14 protein-coding genes and 1 pseudogene are annotated in these 18,997 nt (G+C 66.4%); 9 read left to right on the top strand and 6 right to left on the bottom strand.

The features are described 5' to 3' along the window. Positions 1–391 (top strand): annotated as a pseudogene (locus DAEP_RS23125) (urate hydroxylase PuuD); the annotation flags it as partial. A gap of 313 nt (positions 392–704) precedes the next feature. Further along, positions 705–908 carry a hypothetical protein gene (locus DAEP_RS0121090; RefSeq protein WP_027246094.1) on the top strand — a complete coding sequence of 68 codons (204 nt, stop codon included), beginning with the start codon at positions 705–707 and terminating at the stop codon, positions 906–908. A gap of 61 nt (positions 909–969) precedes the next feature. Here the strand turns inward: DAEP_RS0121090 and DAEP_RS0121085 are convergent, their stop codons facing one another. Next, positions 970–1,887 (bottom strand): LysR family transcriptional regulator, encoded by a 918-nt coding sequence (locus tag DAEP_RS0121085; protein WP_027246093.1) that lies wholly within the window; start codon positions 1,885–1,887, stop codon positions 970–972. A 207-nt stretch (positions 1,888–2,094) separates the two neighbouring features. On the opposite strand from DAEP_RS0121085, the gene xdhA reads away from it, so the two are divergent. The 5 genes from xdhA (at position 2,095) to guaD (ending at position 9,782) form a co-directional block, all read left to right on the top strand. Beyond that, a complete protein-coding gene (xdhA, locus tag DAEP_RS0121080) occupies positions 2,095–3,558 on the top strand; it encodes a xanthine dehydrogenase small subunit (protein ID WP_027246092.1) in 1,464 nt (487 codons plus the stop codon). 12 nt (positions 3,559–3,570) lie between these two features. Next, on the top strand, positions 3,571–5,889 hold the full coding sequence (gene xdhB, locus DAEP_RS0121075) for a xanthine dehydrogenase molybdopterin binding subunit (RefSeq protein WP_027246091.1): 2,319 nt from the start codon (positions 3,571–3,573) through the stop codon (positions 5,887–5,889). 3 nt (positions 5,890–5,892) lie between these two features. After that, positions 5,893–6,786 (top strand): xanthine dehydrogenase accessory protein XdhC, encoded by an 894-nt coding sequence (gene xdhC / locus DAEP_RS0121070; RefSeq protein ID WP_027246090.1) that lies wholly within the window; start codon positions 5,893–5,895, stop codon positions 6,784–6,786. 31 nt (positions 6,787–6,817) lie between these two features. Further along, positions 6,818–8,413 carry a xanthine/uracil/vitamin C permease gene (locus DAEP_RS0121065; protein ID WP_027246089.1) on the top strand — a complete coding sequence of 532 codons (1,596 nt, stop codon included), beginning with the start codon at positions 6,818–6,820 and terminating at the stop codon, positions 8,411–8,413. Between the two features lie 64 nt (positions 8,414–8,477). Continuing rightward, entirely contained in the window at positions 8,478–9,782 is a 1,305-nt protein-coding gene (gene guaD, locus DAEP_RS0121060; RefSeq protein ID WP_027246088.1) for a guanine deaminase, read from the top strand. Between the two features lie 18 nt (positions 9,783–9,800). On the opposite strand, the gene DAEP_RS0121055 is transcribed toward guaD, so the two are convergent. After that, positions 9,801–11,165, bottom strand: coding sequence for a sensor histidine kinase (locus tag DAEP_RS0121055; protein WP_208855470.1), 1,365 nt, complete (start codon positions 11,163–11,165; stop codon positions 9,801–9,803). Beyond that, a complete protein-coding gene (locus tag DAEP_RS0121050) occupies positions 11,155–11,826 on the bottom strand; it encodes a winged helix-turn-helix domain-containing protein (protein WP_008558446.1) in 672 nt (223 codons plus the stop codon). The genes DAEP_RS0121055 and DAEP_RS0121050 overlap by 11 nt, the downstream gene beginning before the upstream one ends. 145 nt (positions 11,827–11,971) lie before the next feature. Here DAEP_RS0121050 and DAEP_RS0121045 point away from each other — a divergent pair, with 145 nt between their 5' ends. Beyond that, on the top strand, positions 11,972–13,087 hold the full coding sequence (locus DAEP_RS0121045) for a trypsin-like peptidase domain-containing protein (RefSeq protein ID WP_027246086.1): 1,116 nt from the start codon (positions 11,972–11,974) through the stop codon (positions 13,085–13,087). A gap of 235 nt (positions 13,088–13,322) precedes the next feature. After that, positions 13,323–15,863, top strand: coding sequence for an AMP-binding protein (locus DAEP_RS0121040; protein ID WP_027246085.1), 2,541 nt, complete (start codon positions 13,323–13,325; stop codon positions 15,861–15,863). Here the strand turns inward: DAEP_RS0121040 and DAEP_RS0121035 are convergent. The 3 genes from DAEP_RS0121035 to DAEP_RS0121025 form a co-directional block, all read right to left on the bottom strand. After that, the gene (locus tag DAEP_RS0121035) at positions 15,860–17,068 is read right to left on the bottom strand and encodes a pyridoxal phosphate-dependent aminotransferase (protein ID WP_027246084.1); all 1,209 of its coding nucleotides are present in this window, start codon (positions 17,066–17,068) and stop codon (positions 15,860–15,862) included. The genes DAEP_RS0121040 and DAEP_RS0121035 overlap by 4 nt on opposite strands. A 129-nt stretch (positions 17,069–17,197) precedes the next feature. After that, on the bottom strand, positions 17,198–18,085 hold the full coding sequence (locus DAEP_RS0121030; protein WP_027246083.1) for a LysR substrate-binding domain-containing protein: 888 nt from the start codon (positions 18,083–18,085) through the stop codon (positions 17,198–17,200). Between the two features lies 1 nt (position 18,086). Then, on the bottom strand, positions 18,087–18,992 hold the full coding sequence (locus DAEP_RS0121025) for a LysR substrate-binding domain-containing protein (RefSeq protein WP_027246082.1): 906 nt from the start codon (positions 18,990–18,992) through the stop codon (positions 18,087–18,089). Positions 18,993–18,997 lie beyond the last annotated feature (5 nt).

Genomic DNA, 18,997 nt, shown 5'->3' with positions numbered 1-18,997 from the left:
CCTGTTCATCGGCATCATGATCCTCAGCCAGGCGCCGCTGCAGCAGGACACCTATGAGGAATCCGAGGCGCGGGAGCTGACCAAATCCGAGCAAGTGTTCGCCAGCAATCAGCATTTCGAGGACGTGATGAACGTGGTGCCGGGCCGCTGCGCCATGTGCCATTCGCGGGAGCCCTACTACGACGGCATCCGCCGCGCGCCCAAGAACGTGCTGCTGGAGACCCCGGCGGATGTGGCGAAATACGCCAAGGAGATCTACCTCCAGGCCGGCGCCACCCATGCGATGCCGCCCGCCAACGTGACCTTCATGGAGGACGGCGAGCGCGCCCTGATCCGCCGCTGGTACGGCAGCGCCTCCAAGGATCTGCCCTTCGCGCTGGCCGCGAACTGAGGCAGAACCGTCTGACAAGCCCAGTGGCCCCGCCCCCGTGGCGGGGCCATTTTTGTCCGGCATTCCGCGTGCACCATCCGTGCACCGGCTGTGCGCCCCCGGTGCTGCAAGACGCCGGAACCAAACTGAGCTGCCGTATGTTATACTGCCACAGGGTTTGCCCAAGTGCGCCGGAGACCCAGGGGTCTTCCGGCCTGTTCAGCCACAGCGCCAATCCCTTTCGGGCACCCTTTTTCCCGGCGGAAATCGCCGGCAGCTGGCCGTTTGGGACCGCGGCAACACTGCGGGGTTTGGGCGTGAAGGAGGAAATGTGATGTTTAAGAAGAGTTTCGCTATAGGATTTGCACTCTGCACAACTCTCGCCGCCTGCGGTGACACCACCGGCGAGCGGCTGGTTTACGGCGCGGGCGCCGGGGCCGCCGGCGCGGCGGTTCTGGACGGTAATGTGGCCGCAGGCGCCGCAGTCGGGGCGGCGGCAAACCTGCTCTATTGCCAGGAAAATCCTCACCGTTGCTAAAGCGGGAGCTCAATTCAGATCAGGCGGGCCAAAGGTGCCCGCCCTTCCGGCCATGCAGTCGCTATTCACCGGCCTCACTCTGCCGGAACGCCGCCAGTCCGCGTTTGACCGCGTAATCCACAAACAGGCGGATCTTGGGATCCTGCAGTTTCCGGTGCGGGTACAGGCAGCCGAAAACCGTCGGCTCCGGCGGGGTGTCCGGCAGCACCTCGACCAGCGCGCCGCTGCGCAGATGTGCGGCCACGTCAAAGCGCGGCTTGTTGACGATGCCGCGCCCGTCCAGCGCCCAATTGGTCAGCACGTCGCTGTCATCGGCGTCGTATTTGCCTGACACCTCCAGCTTGCGCGGCCCCTCCGGCGTGGCCAGCGTCCAGTAATATTCGGGTGAGCGCGGGTAGCGCAGCAGCAGGCAGTTGTGCCCCGATAGAAGATCCTCCGGCACTTGCGGGGTGCCATGCCGCTCCAGATATTGCGGCGCGGCGCACAGCACCCGGGTACAATCGGCGATCTTGCGCATCTTCAGCGTCGAGTCATGCGGGGTGCCGATGAAGAACGCCACATCCAACCCGTCCGCCAGAATGTCGACTTTGCGATCCGACATCCGCATCCGGATTTCAGTGGCGGGATACGCCTCGACAAACCCCGGCACCAGCGGCGCGATGATGCGGCGGCCGACACCCAGGGGCGCGGTCACCCGGATCACCCCGCGCGGCACGGCAGAGAACTGGGAGACCACCGCCTCCGCGTCCTCAATCGATTCGAGCACCTTCTTGGCCTCGGTGTAGAACAGCTGCCCGGCCTCGGTCGGGGTCAGCGATCTCGTGGTGCGGTTGAACAGCCGCACGCCGAGGTGCTTTTCAAGCTCCTTGATCCGCTTGCTGGCGACCGCCGGAGTCAGCCGCAGATCCCGCCCGCCAGAGGTGATGCTGCCCAGTTCGACGACTCGGGTAAAGACCCTGAGGGATTCCAGATAAGACATGGTTCACAGACCTTTACGGGGCGCATTCGCCGCTTGCCTTTCACGCGGGCGGGCAGCAAATACGCCGGTTCCGGCCCCTGTTACCCTAATCATTTTCAACAGGGTGTTGAAAGGCTTTCGCGATTGCGGCCGTTAACCGATGCAGTCAGACAAGGTAAAAATAACATAAGCGGGCCAGCCTGGCCCAAGAGACATTCGGGAGGCCCCATGGCACATCAAACCGGCATACGCTTTCTTCTGAACGGCAAGGACATTGTGCTGGAGGACGTGAAGGCGACCACCACCCTGCTGGATTTCCTGCGGCTGGAGCAGCGCCTGACCGGCACCAAGGAAGGCTGCGCCGAGGGCGACTGCGGCGCCTGCACCGTGCTGGTGGGCCGCCTGCAGGGAGGCGCGCTGCGCTACGAGACCGTGAATGCCTGCATCCGCTTCCTGGCGTCGCTGAACGGCTGCCACGTGGTGACGGTGGAGCATCTGTCTGGCCCCCAAGGCCGTTTGCATCCGGTGCAGCAGGCGATGGTGGAATACCACGGCAGCCAGTGCGGCTTCTGCACCCCCGGCTTCGTGATGTCGCTGTATGCGCTGTGGATGGAAAACCCTCAGCCGAATGAGACGCAGGTGGAAACCGCCGTGCAGGGCAACCTCTGCCGCTGCACCGGCTATGAGCCGATTGTGAAGGCCGCACTTGCGGTGAACCAGTACGGCACCCCGGCGAATGATTATCTGACCACCGAACGCGACGCCCTGACCGCCAAACTGAAGGCGCTCCAGCCCGAGGCCCGTGTCGTGACCGGCCCCGAGGACGACCGCGCCATCCTGCCGCTGGATGCGGCCGACCTGGCGCAGGTGCTGGCAGAGAACCCCAAGGCGACCATCGTGGCAGGCTCCACCGATGTGGGCCTGTGGGTCACAAAATTCATGAAGCCGATCGCGCCGGTGGTGTTTGTCGCCCACCTGGAGGAACTGAAGGCCATCGAACTGACGGATGAGGCGCTTATCCTCGGCGCCGGCGTCACCTATACGGAGAGCGAGGCGGCAATCCGCGACGCCTTCCCGCATCTTGGCGCCTACTGGGACCGGATCGCCGGCTGGCAGGTGCGCAACATGGGCACCATCGGCGGCAATATCGCCAACGGCTCCCCCATCGGGGACACCCCGCCGGTGCTGATCGCGCTTGGCGCTGAGGTGACGCTGCAGAAGAAGGGCGGTTCGCGCACCCTGCCGCTGGAGGATTTCTTTATCGACTACGGCAAGCAGGACCGCGAGCCGGGCGATTTCGTGGCCTCGATCCGCATTCCGCTGCGCCGGGACGGGCAGATTGATGCGGCCTACAAGATTTCCAAGCGCCGGGACGAGGATATCTCCTCGGTCGCCGCCGGGGTGAGCGTCACCGTCAAGGACGGCATCATCACCGCCGCGCGCATCGCCTTTGGCGGCATGGCGGCAACGCCCAAGCGCGCCGCCGGTGCCGAAGCCGCGCTGGTTGGCCAGCCCTGGGGCGAGGCCGCGTTTGACGCCGCAGCGGAGGCGGTGAAGCAGGACTTCACCCCCTTGAGCGACTGGCGCGCCTCTGCGGAATACCGGTCGCTCACGGCAAGCAACCTGCTGCGCCGTTTCTACCTGGAACATGATGCGGGAACCGCCGGTGCCGTCCGGCTGGCCGTCGCCTGAGGAGATTTTGAGATGAAAGACCATCAGACCATCAGCGGCGCCGTGCACCATGACCGCCAGCATGACAGTGCCATCAAGCATGTGACAGGCCGCGCCCAATACACCGACGATATCGCCGAGCCCTATGGCACGCTGCACGCTTACTTGGGTGTCTCCACCGTGGCGCACGCCAATATCAAGGGCATGGACCTCAGTGCCGTGCGCGCCGCGCCCGGTGTTGTGGATGTGCTGACCGCCGATGATATCCCAGGCGTCAACGACATCAGCCCCACTGGCAAAAATGACGAGCCGGTGTTCCCGACCACGAAGGTCGAATTCCACGGTCAGCCGATGTTTGCCGTGATCGCCGATACCCGCGATGCCGCCCGCCGCGCCGCCGAACTGGCACAAGTCGACTATGAGGTGCTGCCGCACGCGCTGGACCCGGTCCAGGCGCAGGAAGCAGGCTATCCGATGATCACCGACCCGCTGAAGCTGGAGCGCGGCGATGTGGAGGCGGGCCGCAAGGGCGCGCCCCATCGCATCCAGGCGCAGATGACCGTTGGCGGCCAGGATCACATGTATCTGGAGGGCCATATCGCCTTTGCCGTCCCCGGCGAGGACGAGGATGTGACCGTGCATTGCTCCACCCAGCACCCGAGCGAGGCGCAGCATATGGTGGCCCATGTTCTGGGCGTTTCGAACAATGCGGTGACCGTCAACGTGCGCCGGATGGGCGGCGGTTTTGGCGGCAAGGAAAGCCAGATGAACCTGTTCTGCGCGGTGGCTGCGATTGCCGCGAAGAAGCACAACAGACCCGTCAAGATCCGCCCGGACCGCGATCAGGACATGACCGCCACCGGCAAGCGGCATGATTTCGTGATCGACTATGACGTCGCCTTCGACGATGAAGGCCGCATTCAGGCGGTCGAGGGCAGCTTTGCCGCGCGCTGCGGCTATTCCTCGGACCTGTCCGGGCCGGTCACCGACCGCGCGCTGTTTCACGCGGATAACGCCTATTTCTACCCGAACGTGCTGCTGAAAAGCAGACCCATGAAGACCAACACCGTCTCCAACACCGCCTTCCGCGGCTTTGGCGGCCCGCAGGGTGTTGTCGCGGCGGAGCGGATGATCGAGGAAATCGCCTATGCCCTCGGCAAGGACCCGCTGGATGTGCGCAAGGCCAACTTCTATGGCGAGGAGGGCCGCGACCTGACGCCGTACCATCAGAAGGTGGAGGATAATATCCTCGACCGGCTGATCGGTGAGCTGGAGGAAAACGCCGAATACCGCAAGCGCCGGGAAGAGATCATCGCCTTCAACAAGGCATCGAAGATCATCAAGAAGGGCATTGCGCTTACGCCGGTGAAATTCGGCATCTCCTTCACCGCGACCTGGTACAATCAGGCGGGTTCGCTGATCCATGTCTACAATGACGGCTCGATCCACCTGAACCACGGCGGCACCGAGATGGGGCAGGGCCTCAACACCAAGGTGGCGCAAGTGGTGGCCGATGCCTTTCAGGTGGATTTCGAGCGCATCAAGATCACCAAGACCACCACCGAGAAGGTGCCGAACACCTCTGCCACCGCGGCGTCCTCAGGGTCGGACCTCAATGGCATGGCGGCGCTGGACGCGGCGGAGCAGATCATTGCCCGGCTGACCAAATTCGCGGCCGAGAAATATGAAGTCTCGGAGGCGGAAGTGGAGTTCCTGCCCAACCGCGTGCGCGCCGGCAGCGAGGAGATCCCCTTCGACCGGCTGGTGAAAGAGGCTTACATGGCCCGGGTCCACCTGTCGGCGGCCGGCTTCTACAAGACACCGGAAATCCACTGGGACCGCGCTGCGGGCAAGGGGCAGCCGTTCTTCTACTACGCCTATGGCGCGTCCTGCTCGGAAGTGTCCGTCGACACGCTGACCGGCGAATACCGGGTGGAGCGCACCGACATCCTGCATGACGTGGGCCGCTCGCTGAACCCGATCCTGGACAAGGGACAGGTGGAGGGTGCGTTCATTCAGGGCATGGGCTGGCTCACCACCGAGGAACTGTGGTGGGACGGCGAAGGCCGCCTGCGCACCCACGCGCCCTCGACCTACAAGATCCCGCTGGCCTCTGACCGGCCGCGCATCTTCAACACCCGGCTGGCCGAATGGTCGGTGAACAAGAAGCGCACCATCAAGCGGTCCAAGGCCGTGGGCGAGCCGCCGTTCATGCTGGGCATCTCGGTGTTCGAGGCCCTGTCGATGGCGGTTGCCAGCACCGCCGATTACAAGGTCTGCCCCCGTCTGGATGCGCCGGCCACGCCGGAGCGTGTGCTGATGGCGATCGAAACCCTCAAGGGGCAGGGCTGAGCCATGGCCCGCCGCCGCTCCCTCCAGGACTTTCTGGCCTGCCATGAACATGTGGTGCAGGTGCGCCTGAGCCGCGTCCGCGGCTCCTCCCCGCGCGAAGCCGGCACCTGCATGTTTGTGGCGGCGGAAGGCCTGTGGGGGACTATCGGCGGCGGTCAGCTGGAATATATCGCCATCGACCACGCGCGGCGGATGCTGAAGCAGGGTGTGATCAGCGACACCCTGGACGTGCCGCTGGGGCCGGAAATCGGCCAGTGCTGCGGCGGCCGGGTGGAGATGTCGCTGGCGCAGATGCGCCAAGCCGGCCGCGAGAACGCCATTGCCCGGCAGCAGGCCGAGGATCAGGCGCTGCCGCATGTCTATGTGATGGGCGCGGGCCACGTGGGCCGGGCCTTGGCGGATTTGTTCCAGCATCTGCCGGTGCGCTGCATCCTGATCGACCAGCGCGCCGAAGAGCTGGCCCTGTGCGACGCGGATGTGGAGATCCGCCAAAGCGCTATTCCTGAGATCGATATCGCCGCCGCCCCTGCGGGCAGCGCGTTCATCGTTCTCACCCACGATCACGCGCTCGACTTCCTGCTTGCCTCCGCTGCCCTGCAGCGCGGCGATGCGGGCTATGTCGGGCTGATCGGATCGGCCACCAAGCGGGAGAAGTTCCGCCGCTGGTGCCGGGACCATTGCGACGGTTTGGGAACCGACCGTCTCATCTGCCCCATCGGGGCAGGCGGCAGCCGCGACAAGCGGCCCAGCGTCATCGCGGCCTTCGTGGCGGCGGAAGTGATCGCTGATTTGACCTCTGAAACTGCCGCGTCCGCTCCATCATGGAGCACAGACCTGCCCCAAGCGGGCAAGCAACCGGACGCAGAGGGAGACACGGCTGGAGTGATCAGCCGTTAAGGACTGCGTCCTCTGATAGGAGGAGGCCGCCATGACCACAGGGCGGAGCTATACGTACAAACTGTTCGCGCGGAATGACTTCAGTGCATTCTGGGCGCTGTTCACCGACAACCTGATCAACCTGATCGTGCTTTCGGGCATCTGTCAGTTTGTCTTCAACATGCCTGCCGAAATCGTGTTCGGCCGCATCGTGCCCGGCGCCGCGGTGGCGATCCTGGCCGGTATCGCGGTCTATGCCTGGCTGGCCAAGCATACCGCCGAGAAAGAAGGCCGCGACGTGACCGCGCTGCCTTATGGCATCTCGACGCCCGTGATGTTTGTCTACCTGTTCGGGGTGATCGGGCCGATCTACTGGTCCACCAATGACGCCATGCTGGCCTGGCAGGTGGGCATCGGCGCGGGCTTCATGGGCGGCATCGTCGCCGGTCTTGGCGCCATCGTCGGCCCCTGGCTGAAGCGGGTGACCCCGCGCGCCGGTATGCTGGGCACGCTTTGCGGTATCGCGCTGGTGTTCATCGGCACCGTGCCGCTGGCGACGATCTTCGAGAACCCGTTCATCGGCTTTGCCTCGATGATCATCATCCTGTGGGGCCTCGTCGGCCGCCACCGGCTGCCGTTCAACATCCCGGCAGGCCTTCTGGCGCTGATCGTGGGTACCGTTGTGGCGCTTGGCATGGGTGAAGCCTCGGTTTCCTTCGAGGGCGTGGGCATCTACCTGCCGGTCCCCTACTTCGGTGACCTGATTGCCGGCATCCAGCATCTGTTTGCCAACCCGGAGCTGTTCCTGGTCCTGGTGCCGGTGCAGATCTACAACTTCATCGAAACCATGAACAACGTCGAAAGCGCCGAAGCCGCAGGCGACCACTACCCGGTGGCCCTGTGCCAGGTGACTGATGGCGTTGGCACCATGATCGGCGCGGTCTTCGGCTCGCCCTTCCCGACCACCGCCTACATCGGCCACCCGGCGTATAAGCGGATGGGCGCGCGCTCCGGCTATATCATCGGCGTCGGGCTGGTGATCCCCTTTGCCGCCTTCTTTGGCCTCCTGGCCTTCCTCAACAACCTGATCCCCGTGGCCGCGGCCGCGCCGGTTCTGGTGTTCGTGGCGCTGAGCCTGGTCACGAACACTGCGCATTCGGTGAAGACCGACCATATCGCCGCGGTGACCATCGCGATGATGCCGCATGTGTCGGCCTTCCTGGTGATCAAATGGGGGGCACTGGCCGGCGCATTGGGCGCACTGGGTGCCACTGGCATGGCGCAGCTGGGCGATCCGGAAATGACAGCGGCGCTGCTGCAGCAGGGCGCACACTACGAAGGCCATCTGGCGCTCAGCCAGGGTGCGATCCTGACCGGCCTGATCTGGGGCGCCATCGTGGCCAGCGTGATCGACGGCGACTTCCGCAACGCAGGCGGCTTTGCCCTGGCGGCGGCGCTGATGTCGCTGGTCGGCATCATCCACTCTGCCAGCCTGCATTGGCCGGAATTCAGCGGTGTCGCCATGGGCTACCTGATCGCCGCGGCCTTCCTCTACATCTACCCGATCTTCCACAAGGCGGAGCAGCATGAGGACGCGGCAGAGGACGGTGTGAAACCTCACGTGCCGCATCTGCCGGCGGGCGAATAATCCCAAATAACAACGGGCAGGGGGCCTGAGCGCCCCCTGCCTGCGAACCAAGGACAATAACGACATGACATCGAAACAGACGCTGCTGCGCGGGCGGGTGCTTTCCTTCACCGCCGAGCCGCAAGGCCCCGAGGACACCAGCGCCTATGAGTTCATCGAGGACGGCGCGCTGCTGGTCGCGGACGGCATGATCCTGGCCAAAGGCAGCTATGATGCGCTGGCCCCGCAGGCCGCAGGCGCCGAGGTGATCGACCACCGCCCGCATATCCTGATGGCCGGTTTCATCGACACCCACCTGCATTTCCCGCAGGTGCAGGTGATCGCCTCCTGGGGCTCGCAGCTCTTGGAATGGCTGAACAACTATACCTTCCCGGAGGAGGTCCGTTTTGCCGATGCAGGCCACAGCGCCGAGATGGCCGGGCATTTCTTCGACCTGCTGACCAGCCACGGCACTACTACCGCGGTGGCCTATTGCTCGGTCCACAAAACCTCCGCCGAGGCCTATTTCACCGAGGCCGCCCGCCGCAACATGCGGATGATCGGCGGCAAGGTGCTGATGGACCGCAACGCGCCCGAGGGCCTGCTGGACACACCCTTGAGCGGCTATGACGACACCAAAGAGCTGATCGCGAAATACCACGGCAAGGGCCGCGGCATGTATGCTATCACCCCGCGGTTTGCCATCACCTCCACCCCCGGCCAGATGGAGATGGCCGGCGCGCTGGTGCAGGAACACCCGGAGTGCTACGTCCAGACCCACCTGTCGGAAAACCACGACGAGATCGCCTTCACCGCCGAGCTTTACCCGCAGGCGCGCGACTATCTGGACGTCTACCAGTCATACGGGCTGCTGACGGAAAGGATGCTGCTCGGCCACTCGATCCACCTGCAACCGCGCGAGATCGACGCTCTGGCGGAGACCAAGGCCAAGCCGGTGTTCTGCCCGACTTCGAACCTGTTCCTGGGCAGCGGGCTGTTTGACGACGCGGGCCTGCGCAGCCACGGCATCACCAATGCGATTGCCACCGACATCGGCGCCGGCACCAGCTATTCGATGCTGCAAACCCTGAACGAGGGCTACAAGGTCCTGCAATTGCAGAACCAGAAGCTGCACCCCTTGCGCGCGTTCCACTGGATCACCCGCGGCAATGCGGTGGCGCTGGGGCTGGAGGACAAGATCGGCACGCTGGAGGCGGGCACCGAGGCCGATATCGTGGTGCTCGATTCCCGCGCCACCCCGGCGATGGACCTTCGGATGCAGCGGGCAGAGACCCTGTCCGAGGAGCTGTTCATCCTGCAAACCCTGGGCGACGACCGCTCCATCGCGCAGACCTATGCAGCCGGCCAGCCGATGAAGCCCGCGGCATAGGGCCGGAACCGCGGCGGGTCAGGGGGTGAATATCACCTCGGCCCGCAGACCGGGTTTTGCATCGGAGAGGCGCAACTCGGCCCCGTGCAGGCCGGCAATCGCCGCCACCAGGCTCAGCCCCAGGCCGCTGCCCGGCGTGGTCCGGCTCCGCTCCAGCCGGTAGAGGCGGCGCAGAACCTTCTGGTGTTCCGCCTCCGGGATGCCGGGGCCATGGTCGCGCACGGACAGCACCGCCGCCGCCCCGTCGCGGCGCAGCGACAGGCTGATGCCGGTGCCCGCGGGGGTATGGCGCAGCGCGTTTTCGATGAGGTTCGCCAGCAGCTGGCCCAGCAGGGCGCGGTCGCCTTTGACAGCGACCGGAGCATCCGGCAGGCTGAGGCTGAGGGTGCGGTTCTGTTCCTCCGCCGCCGGTTCATAGATTTCGGCAAAGGTGGCGGCGACCTCGCGCAGGTCCACGGTTTCGAACCGCGACCGCGGCGCGCCGTCCTCAAGCTGGGCGATTTGCAGCAGCGCCTGGAAGGTGCTGGTGATGCCGCGGGTCTCCTCCAGCGCCTTGTCCGCCAGCGCCTGCGCCTCTTCTGGCAGGTCCGGCATCTCCTGCAGCCGCGACAGCTGCACCGCCACCCGCTGGATCGGCGTTTTCAGGTCATGCGCAATGTCCGCCGAAACCTGCCGCAGCGCCTCGGTGGCCTGCTGCTGGGCCTGCGCCATGCGGTTCACGCTGCGGCCGATGCGGGCGATATCGCCCTGCGCCGGCCCGGTCTGCGGCACCCGCGCGCCAAGGTCGCCGGAAGTGAGCGCCGACAGCGTGCGCTCGATCCCCCTGAGGGAACGGGCTGAGCGCCGCGCCAGCAGCACGCCGCCCAGCATCGCCAGGGCCGTCGCGGGCAGCAGGCTGAACAGGAACACCCACAGGAACGTCTGGCGCAGGTCATCGAGCGGCTTGGCGCTTTGCGCCACGGTCAGCAGCCCGCCGTGGATGTATTCGCTGAGCGAAATGAACCGGCCGGAGATCTCCACCGGTTCCGGCCCCAGCGCCACCACCCGGAACCCCGCGTGCTGCTGCATGATCGCCGCATTGCCGGCCACCACCCGCCCGCCGGGACGGCGGTAGCTGAGCAGGCGGCGCTGCGGGTCGGTCTCGCGCGTTTCGGCATTGACCAGCGCCGCCAGCGCCGCGGCGGAGGGCGCGGCGCGAAAGCCCGCCATGTCCTGAGTCAGGCTCTGCTCGATCGCCTGCCGCTGGGCACCATGGGCAACGTAATAGGTGATCCCGAGGCTGAGCGAGCTGGCCGCGACAAACAGCAGCGACAGCCACAACGACTGCCGCATCGGCGAAGAGCGGAGCAGCACCCGCGCCCGGCTGAACAGGTCAGCCGGCAATCCGGTACCCCGCACCGCGCACGGTTTCGATCAGTTCGGTCCCGAACGGCTTGTCGACCTTGGCCCGCAGGCGCGAGATATGGGTCTCCACCACATTGGTCTGCGGGTCGAAACTGATGTCCCAGACCGCTTCCAGCAGCATGGTGCGGGTCTGCACCCGGCCCTTGCGGCGCAGCAGATGCTCCAGCAGGCGGAACTCGCGGGGCAGGAGGTCAATCTCCTGGCCCGCGCGCGTCACCTTGCGGCGGATCAGGTCCATCTCCAGATCCCCCGCCCGCAGCACCGTTTCCTGCTCCTGCAGGCCCGGGCGGCGGGCCAGCGCGGCCACCCGGGCGGCCAGCTCGCCAAAGGCAAAGGGTTTGACCAGATAGTCATCCGCCCCGGCCTCCAGCCCGTCGATCCGGTCGTTCACGCCGCTCAGCGCCGTCAGCATGATCGCGGGCGTGCGCACACCCGCGCCGCGCAGGGTCTTGATCAGGCTCAGCCCGTCAAGACCGGGCAGCATCCGGTCGATGATCAGCACGTCATACTCCGCTGCGGTGGCCTGCAGCAGCCCCTCGCGCCCGTCGGTGACGAGATCGGCGGTATGCCCTTCCTCGCGCAGGCCCGCCTGAACATAGGGGCCGGTGGTGGCGTCATCTTCGATCACCAGGATTTTCAAGGCCGGCCCCTCCCGTGTTTCAGCCGCGCCGGTGATACACCCCGGCGCGGCGCAGCGCACATTACAGATCTGTATAGAAGGCGTCAGGCGGTTGAAATCCAAGCCCTCCATCTGGCTTTCATCACTTCAACGCAAGGAGACGAAGATGTCCAATCCTGCCACCGCCCCCAAGAGATTTGCCTTTGGCCTGACCGCCGCCGCTTCGGCCGCCGCGATGCTTGCGCTGACCCCGGCCGCTGCGCTGGCCGTGCCTGCCGGCGGCTACGCCGATCTGGTCGAAACCGTCGCGCCCGCGGTTGTCTATGTCGAGGTGACCGGCAAGGCGCAGCCCGTGTCGGACCACCAGGCAATGCCCAATGACCCGATGATGGAGGAATTCATGCGCCGCTTCGGGGGCCGCCTGCCGCAGCAGCCGGACAGCCGCCCGATGAAGGGCGCAGGCTCCGGCTTTGTGATTGCCGAGGAGGGGCTGATCGTCACCAATAACCACGTGATCGAAAACGCCCAGACGGTGACCGTGACCCTGGCCGACGGCAGCAAGCATGCAGCCACCGTTGTCGGCACCGACCCGCTGACCGACATCGCGCTGCTTAAGGTAGCGGCGGACGCGCCGCTGCCGGTGGTGGACTTCGGCTCCTCCGGGGAGCTGCGGGTGGGCGATGAGGTCATCGCCATGGGCAGCCCGTTCGGCCTGTCGGGAACGGTGACCTCCGGGATCGTCTCGGCCACCTCGCGCAACATCAACTCCGGCCCGTTCGACGATTTCATCCAGACCGACGCGGCGATCAACCGGGGCAACTCCGGCGGGCCGCTGTTCAATGCCGAAGGCGAGGTCGTGGGGGTGAACACCGCGATTTATTCGCCGGGCGGCGGTTCCGTCGGGATCGGCTTTGCGGTGCCCTCGGACATGGTGCAGAAGATCGTCGCCGATCTGGAAGATGACGGCGAAATCACCCGCGGCTGGCTGGGCGTGCAGATCAAGCCGCTGTCGGAGGACGCCGCCAACGTGCTGGGCCGCGAGGCCGGCAAGGGCGTGGTGATCGAAGGCGTGCAGGCAGACAGCCCCGCTGCCAAAGCGGGTCTGAAGCCCGGCGATGTGGTGCTGCGCTTTGGCGGTGCCGAAATTGACGAGCTGCGCGACCTGACCGCGGCGGTGGCGATGAATGCCCCCGGTGAGTCCGCACAGATCGAGGTGCTGCGCCAGGGCAAGGGGCTGACGCTGGACGTGACCTTGGGCGACCGTTCCGGCCAGGAAACCTGACCCCCTGCGCCGCCAGCGCACCCCCGCCGGGCTGCCGGCGGGGGTGTCCGCATGTGTTCAGCCGGGCGATGCCAACCACTGCTGTCCCGGCTCGATCCATTATTACCATAATGTTGATTACACACTTCAGATAGGGTCCGCACGAGGGCGTGAGAGAGCGTCGCGCAGCCGGCCCGCATCAATAATTGACAAAATTAGTAAATTATCTTACCCGCCGCCCTCGAAGGAGTTGCGGATGTTTTTTGACCTCGAGAATTTGCGCGCTTTCGGCCCCCGGCCCTGCCTGGAGACGGCGGGTGGACCCGGGCTGTCCTACGCCGGACTGGCCGATGCCGCAGCGCAGTTTGGCGCCCTGCTGCCGCAGGACCGGCAGCTGATTGCGGTGGAAGCCGCCGCCGATCCCGAGGCCATCACTGCCTATGTTGGCGCCCTGGCCACAGGCCACGCCGTGATGCCGCTGCCCGCCGGGGATGAAGCAAACGCTGCCCGGCTGGAGGAACGTTTCCGCCCTGCCGCCAGTTTCCGCCGGCTTGGCGGCGCCTGGCAGCTGCTGGCCCATGCGCATGAGTCCGCCGCCATCCACCCGGAGCTTGCGCTGCTGCTGCAAACCTCCGGCAGCACCGGCCATGGCCGCGGCGTGCGGCTGACCGGTACCGCCGTGGACGCCAACGCCCGCGCAATTGCGCAGTATCTGGAAATCCGCCCCGAGGACCGCGCCGCGCTGATCCTGCCGCTGCATTATTCCTATGGCCTGTCGGTGCTGCATTCGCATCTGGCAGCCGGCGCCAGCCTCTGGCTCGCCCCCGGCTCGGTGCTGGAGGCCGGTTTCGCCGCCGCTCTGGAGGCCTCCGGCGCCACCAGCCTGGCCGGTGTGCCGCACCACTTCAGGCTGCTGGAAAGCGCAGGCCTGTCCCACGCCCTGCCCGAAAGCATCAAGACCCTCACCGTGGCGGGCGGGGCCATGGAGCCGGATCAGGTCAGCGCCTGGGCCAGCCGGATGCAGGCCCGCGCCGGGCGGTTTTTTGTGATGTACGGCCAGACCGAGGCCACCGCCCGGATCAGCTACCTGCCGCCGGAAGAGGCGCTGGCAAACCCCGGCGCGGCAGGCCGCGCCATCCCCGGCGGCCGCCTGCTGCTGCGCGATGCCGGCGGCAAGGAAATCACCGCGCCCGAGGGCGAAGGCGAGCTGATCTACCAGGGCCCTAACGTGATGATGGGCTATGCCGAAGACAGCGCCGATCTGGCCAGGGGCGCGGAGCTCAGCGAACTGGCCACCGGCGACCTGGCCCGGCGCGATGCAAACGGGCTCTATCACATCACCGGACGGCTGTCGCGGATGTCCAAGATCGCGGGCCTGCGCATCGGCCACGACGCCATCGAACGCGCCCTCGCCGCCCAGGGGCATGAGGCCGCGGTCTGGGGCGACGACGCCCGCATCTCCATCGCCGTCTGCGGGGCACAGGACGGCATCTCCGCGCTGGCAGCCCGGCTGACCGGCGTTGGCCAGCAGCATTTCACAGTGATCCCGCGCACCTCCCTGCCACGCCGCGCCAATGGCAAGATCGACTACCCTGCGCTTAAGGCGCAGTCTGCTAAATCTGCGCCTGCGAAGGGCGTTCTGGCTGCCTATCAGGCCGCCTTTGCACCGCAAACCGTGGGCCGCAACGACAGTTTCGCCTCGCTTGGCGGCGACTCGCTGCGCCATGTGGAGCTGTCGCTGGCGCTGGACGAGGCCCTGGGCGGCGCCCCGGCCGGCTGGGAAGACATGCCGGTCAAGGATCTGGAGCAAGCGGCCCCGGCACCCTCCGCCAGCCTGCCCTTTGACCTGGTGGCCAGGGTGGTTGCCATCCTCGCGGTAGTCACTGCGCACCAGACATTCTGGCCGGTCTACGGCGGTGCGGCCGCAATGGTGGTCCTGATGGGAATGAGCGTTGCAGGCTTCCGCTGGGACGCGCTGGCATCCGGCAGCATGCGCAGCTTTTTCAAACCGGTGGCAGCGGTGCTGATCCCCTATTACCTGATCCTGGCCGGCTATGCCGTGGCCTGGGAGCAGGTGCCCTGGGCCTCGGTCTTCCTGGCCGGCAACTTTGCCCTGACAACGCCCGAAACCCATCTGATGCTGCCCTATCTTTACTGGTTCATCGAGGCGTATCTGCAAATGACGCTGCTGGCGGCGCTGCCGTTTGCGCTGCCGCAGGTGCGGCGCTGGCTGGTGCGGCAGGGCGCGTTCCGCACCGGCCTTTGCTTCCTGGGATTTGCCGTCGCCATCCGCCTGATCGCGCCGGAAGTCTGGCAGATCGGCGGGCGCGCACAGTTCACCGTGCCGTGGGTTTTCTACCTGTTTGCCCTCGGCTGGTGCATCACAGCCGCCAAAACGCCGGGGGAGCGGCTGCTGGTGCTGGGGGCCGCCTGCGTGATCATGCCTTCGGCGGCCTATCTCGGCGGCAACTGGTACGGCGGCTGGATCAAATACATGTGGCTCCTGGCCCTGATCGCCGGGCTGCTGTTCATCAGCCGCCTGCCGGTGCCGCGCTTTGCCGCGCGTCCGCTGATGCGGCTGGCGCAGGCGGCCTTCCCGATCTACCTGCTGCACCGCTTCGTGCCGGAGCTCTTGATGCCGATGATCGGGCTGGAGGGCCGCAGCCCGCTGAACGATGCGCTGGCGATCTTCGGCGGCATCGCCCTGGGCCTTGCCGCCGCCGCGCTGCAGCGCCAGCTGGTGCAGGCCTGGTCCAATGCGCGCAACCGCCGCCAGCCCGCCATGGCCGAAGCCTAGCTGAGCGCCGCCACCGCCCCGCCGATCCGGCTCAGCGCCTCCCTCAGCTCTGCCTCGGAGGTGGCATAGGAAATCCGGAAATAGGGCGAGATGCCAAAGGCGCGGCCCGGCACCACCGCCACATGGTGCTGGTCCAGCAGATAGGCGCAGAAATCCGCATCGGTTTCCAGCACCGCGCCCCCGGGCGTCCGCTTGCCCAGCACGCCAGCGCAATTGGCGAAGGTGTAAAACGCCCCCTCCGGCACCGGGCAGGCGATCCCCTCCATGCCATTCAGCGCCTCCACCACCAGATCGCGCCGCGCCTGGAAACTCTCCCGCCGCTCGGCCAGCACCTCCTGCGGGCCGGTCAGCGCCGCCACCGCCGCCGCCTGCGAAATGGACGAGGGATGCGAGGTCGATTGCGACTGCACCACCTTCATCGCATCAATCAGCGCCTTCGGCCCGCCGGCATAGCCCAGCCGCCAGCCGGTCATCGCATAGGCTTTAGAGACGCCGTTGACGGTCAGCACCCGGTCCTTCAGCCGCGGCTCCACCTGCGCAGGTGTTGCGAATTCAAAGCTGCCATAGGTGATGTGCTCATACATGTCATCGGCCATCAGCCAGACATCCGGGTGCCGCAGCAGCACCTCCAGCAGCGGCCGGTAATCTGCGGCGCTGTACCCTGCGCCTGCCGGGTTCGACGGCGAATTCAGCAGCAGCCAGCGGCTGCGCGGGGTGATCGCCGCCTCCAGCTTCTCCGCGGTCAGCCTGAAGCCGGTATCATCCCCGCAAGGCACCAGTACCGGCACACCCCCAGCAATGCGGATGATGTCGGAATAGGAGGTCCAATAGGGCGTCGGCACGATCACCTCATCGCCCGGGTTGAGGCTGGCCATGAAAGCATCGAACAGGATTTCCTTGGCGCCGGTGCCCGCGACGATCTCGTCCAGCGCATAATCCAGCCCGTTGTCGCGCTTGAACTTTGCCTGGATCGCCTGCCGCAGCGCCAGCGTGCCGCCAAGCGGGGTGTATTTGGTCTCCCCCGCCCGCATCGCGGCAGCGGCGGCCTCCTTGATGTGGTCCGGCGTGTCGAAATCCGGCTCCCCGGCGCCGAGGATGATCACCGGCGCGCCCTGGCGCTTCATCTCGGCCGCCTTGGCGCCGATGGTCAGGATCTCCGAGACCTCGATCGGGTCGAGACGGGCGGCGCGGCGGAATTGGGCCATGGCGGGGGCTCCTTGCTGATTATGCTCCGCCAGAATGAAACGGCAGCAGCCGGCGGGAAAACCAGCCGGTTTCGACGGCATCCATTCCTGTTTGTCATGGCTGCCCGGCCTGCGGCCAGGCGGACCGCCTCAACCCGGCCTGCCTCGCAACTGCTTGCGCATCCACCCTTCCAGCTTCTGCACCGCCTCCGGCACAACCCCATGCGGGCGCACCAGGTAGTAACGCTTGCGCGACACCAGCGCCGGACCGGGTATCCGCAGCAGATCCGCTGCCGCGATCTCCCGCGCTACCATATCGTAAGGCACGATGGCCGCCCCCAGCCCCGCCGTGGCGGCTGCAATCACCATCGAGTGCTGGTCGAAATAGCGCCCGTCCTGCCGCGGCGCGCCTGCCAGCCCTGCCCGCTCGAACCACTCGGCCCAGGACCCGGCGCGGCTTTCAAGATGCAACAGCGGCGCCTGCGCCAGGTTGCTGGTTTGCGCCAGCTGATGCGCGGCATGAAACCCCGGCGCGCAGACCGGCACCATTTCCTCGCCAAACAGCGGCGCCATATGCGTGCCGGGCCAGTTATCCAGCCCGTAATGCACCGCCAGGTCGAAATTCTCGCGGGCAAAATCAAACGGCTCCAGCCGGGTGGAAAAGCTCAGCTCCACCTCCGGGTGGCGGGCAAAGAAATCCGGCAGCCGCGGGATCAGCCACAGGTTGGCGAATGCCGGCAGCACCGCAATCCGCAGGGCCGACCGCCCGGCCCCGGCGGCGGCCGCTTTCTGCAGGGTGGCGCGCAAGCCTGCCAGATCCAGCTCCAGATCCGCCGCCAGCCCCTGCCCCGCCGGCGTCAGCACCACGCCCCGGCCCGCGCGCTGGAACAGGTCGAACCCCAGATCCGCCTCCAGCTCCTTCACCTTCTTGCTGACCGCGCTCTGGGTCAGCCCCAGCTCCTCCCCCGCGGCGGTAAAGCTTTGATGCCGCGCCGCACTCTCGAAGCAGCGCAGATGGGTCAGGCTTGGCAGCCGCATGTCAGCTCTCCTCCAGCTGCATCAGCAGCCACTCGCGGAACTTGATCAGCGGATACTCCTCCGCCTGATCCGCGGGCCAGACCAGGAAATACTCGCCCAGGCTCACCGCCTCACCCTCCATCGCCAGCGCCAGCCGCCCTTGCGCGATCTCATTCTCCGCCAGGAAATCCGGCAGCAGCGCCACCCCCAGCCCATGCACCGCGCCCTGCGTCATGGCGGAGGACTGGTCAAACAGCATCCCCCTGAGCTTCTCCGCCGGCACATCGTGCAAATGAAACCACTGCTCCCAGCAATCGGGATGCGTCTCCAGATGCAAGAGCGGATAATCCAGCAGCTCCGCCGGGCGGGCCACCGGCCCGTCCATCAGCCCCGGCGCGCAGACCGGCAGCACATGTTTCGGCATCAGGGGCAGATACTCCACCCCCGGCCAGTCCCGGGTGCCGTAGTGAATCGCCGCCTGCGCGGTGCCGGTATCAAAGCTGAACGGCAGGTTGTGGGTGTGCAGGTTGACCGTGATGCCGGGATGGGACGCGGCAAACCCCTTCAGCCGCGGCGCCAGCCAATGCAGGCCAAAGGACGGCAGGATCGACAGGGTGAAACTGCCGCCGTCCGGGTTCGCGCGCAGCTTGACCGAGGCCTGCGCCAACCGGGTCAGGATCGCGCGCGCCTCCTTGGCGAAGCCTGCGCCCGCCGGCGTCAGCTGCATCCGCATCTGGTCGCGGGCGATCAGATCCACCCCCATCTGCTCCTCCAGCTGCTTCAGCTGGCGGCTGACGGCGCTTTGCGTCAGCGACAGGTCCTCCGCCGCCGCGGAGGCGCTGCCGAGCCGGTCCACGGCTTCCAGCGCCAGGAGAGACGGGATCGAGGGCAGAAAGCGGCGCGGGGCAATCATATGATCTTTGCTCATAGCTT

The sequence above is a fragment of the Leisingera daeponensis DSM 23529 genome (assembly GCF_000473145.1).
GTDB lineage: Bacteria > Pseudomonadota > Alphaproteobacteria > Rhodobacterales > Rhodobacteraceae > Leisingera > Leisingera daeponensis.
Note: the sequence above shows the minus strand (reverse complement) of the source record. Positions and strands in the feature narration are given on the sequence as shown.

Bases quoted from the DNA above. Each gene is read 5' to 3' on its own strand.
- DAEP_RS0121090 (WP_027246094.1), top strand. From the start codon at position 705: ATGTTTAAGAAGAGTTTCGCTATAGGATTTGCACTCTGCACAACTCTC.
- DAEP_RS0121085 (WP_027246093.1), bottom strand. From the start codon at position 1,887: ATGTCTTATCTGGAATCCCTCAGGGTCTTTACCCGAGTCGTCGAACTG.
- xdhA (WP_027246092.1), top strand. From the start codon at position 2,095: ATGGCACATCAAACCGGCATACGCTTTCTTCTGAACGGCAAGGACATT.
- xdhB (WP_027246091.1), top strand. From the start codon at position 3,571: ATGAAAGACCATCAGACCATCAGCGGCGCCGTGCACCATGACCGCCAG.
- xdhC (WP_027246090.1), top strand. From the start codon at position 5,893: ATGGCCCGCCGCCGCTCCCTCCAGGACTTTCTGGCCTGCCATGAACAT.
- DAEP_RS0121065 (WP_027246089.1), top strand. From the start codon at position 6,818: ATGACCACAGGGCGGAGCTATACGTACAAACTGTTCGCGCGGAATGAC.
- guaD (WP_027246088.1), top strand. From the start codon at position 8,478: ATGACATCGAAACAGACGCTGCTGCGCGGGCGGGTGCTTTCCTTCACC.
- DAEP_RS0121045 (WP_027246086.1), top strand. From the start codon at position 11,972: ATGTCCAATCCTGCCACCGCCCCCAAGAGATTTGCCTTTGGCCTGACC.
- DAEP_RS0121040 (WP_027246085.1), top strand. From the start codon at position 13,323: ATGTTTTTTGACCTCGAGAATTTGCGCGCTTTCGGCCCCCGGCCCTGC.
- DAEP_RS0121035 (WP_027246084.1), bottom strand. From the start codon at position 17,068: ATGGCCCAATTCCGCCGCGCCGCCCGTCTCGACCCGATCGAGGTCTCG.
- DAEP_RS0121030 (WP_027246083.1), bottom strand. From the start codon at position 18,085: ATGCGGCTGCCAAGCCTGACCCATCTGCGCTGCTTCGAGAGTGCGGCG.
- DAEP_RS0121025 (WP_027246082.1), bottom strand. From the start codon at position 18,992: ATGAGCAAAGATCATATGATTGCCCCGCGCCGCTTTCTGCCCTCGATC.